This is a genomic window from Microbacterium sp. B24 (assembly GCF_000333415.1).
Taxonomy (GTDB): domain Bacteria; phylum Actinomycetota; class Actinomycetes; order Actinomycetales; family Microbacteriaceae; genus Microbacterium.
Window position 1 is genome coordinate 1 of record NZ_BADB01000457.1, and the last position, 946, is coordinate 946.

The window sequence follows — 946 nt, forward strand, 5'->3', positions numbered from 1 at the left end:
TGCTCCTCGTACGTCCGACGTTCTCGCTCAGCGTCACGCCCGGGAGCAGGCGCACCGTCGAGCCGGTCGCGATGATGACGTTGTCGAACGTGACCTCTTCGGTGGAGCCGTCGCTCTTGGCGACCGAGATCGCCTTGGGGCCGGTGAAGGTGCCCCGGCCCTCGAACTCGGTGACCTTGTTCTTCTTCATCAGGTAGTGGATGCCCTTGACGCGGCCGTCGGCGACGACGCGCGACCGGTCCCACGCCGTGCCGAAGTCGAGGCTGAACTCACCCGTGATGCCGAAGAAGTCGGCCTTGTGCTTCAGGGTGTGGGCGATCTCGGCGTTCTTCAGAAGCGCCTTGGAGGGGATGCAGCCGACGTTGAGGCAGACACCGCCCCAGTACTTCTCTTCGATGATGGCGACGGACTGGCCGAGCTGGGCGGCGCGGACCGCCGCGACATAGCCACCAGGGCCGGCACCGAGGACGACGACGTTGAAATGAGGCATGCTCTCAGCCTAGTCCTCGGGGGTGGCTCGGGACTTCCGCAGAAGCACCGCCACGAGGGCGCCGAGGGCGGCGGCGAGCACCAGGCCGAGCAGCACCCAGACGAACACCGGGACACCGCCATCGCCGTTCGATGTCGGCGTCGCGGTGAGTGTCTGTGTGGTCGTCGTTTCGGCGGGAGCGGCCGTCTGCGACGAGCCGCCCGCCACGGTGAACGTGTACTGCCCCGAGACCGGGTGGCCGTCGCTGGAGACCACGCGCCACGTCACGGTCACCGGGCCGGACGCGCTGCCGGCGAGCCCCTGCGTCAGATGCGTGCCGTCCAGCGTCGGATCGCCGTCGGTGAGCGAGGCTCCCGCGGCACCCGTCACCACGACCTGCGTCGCGCCGGGCTCGTCCATCAGCACGCCGCTGAACGTCATGGTGATCTGGGCGGGCAGCGTGCCGACCTCGGCGTT

2 protein-coding genes are annotated in these 946 nt (G+C 68.8%); both read right to left on the reverse strand.

Annotated features, from left to right (window positions below; genetic code table 11):
• A partial coding sequence (locus tag I5I_RS13610) for an FAD-dependent oxidoreductase (protein WP_036320866.1) occupies positions 1-490 on the reverse strand: 490 nt, incomplete at its 3' end.
• Positions 491-499: 9 nt separating this feature from the next.
• The coding region (locus I5I_RS13615) for a copper resistance CopC family protein (RefSeq protein WP_036320868.1) at positions 500-946 on the reverse strand (447 nt) is incomplete at its 5' end.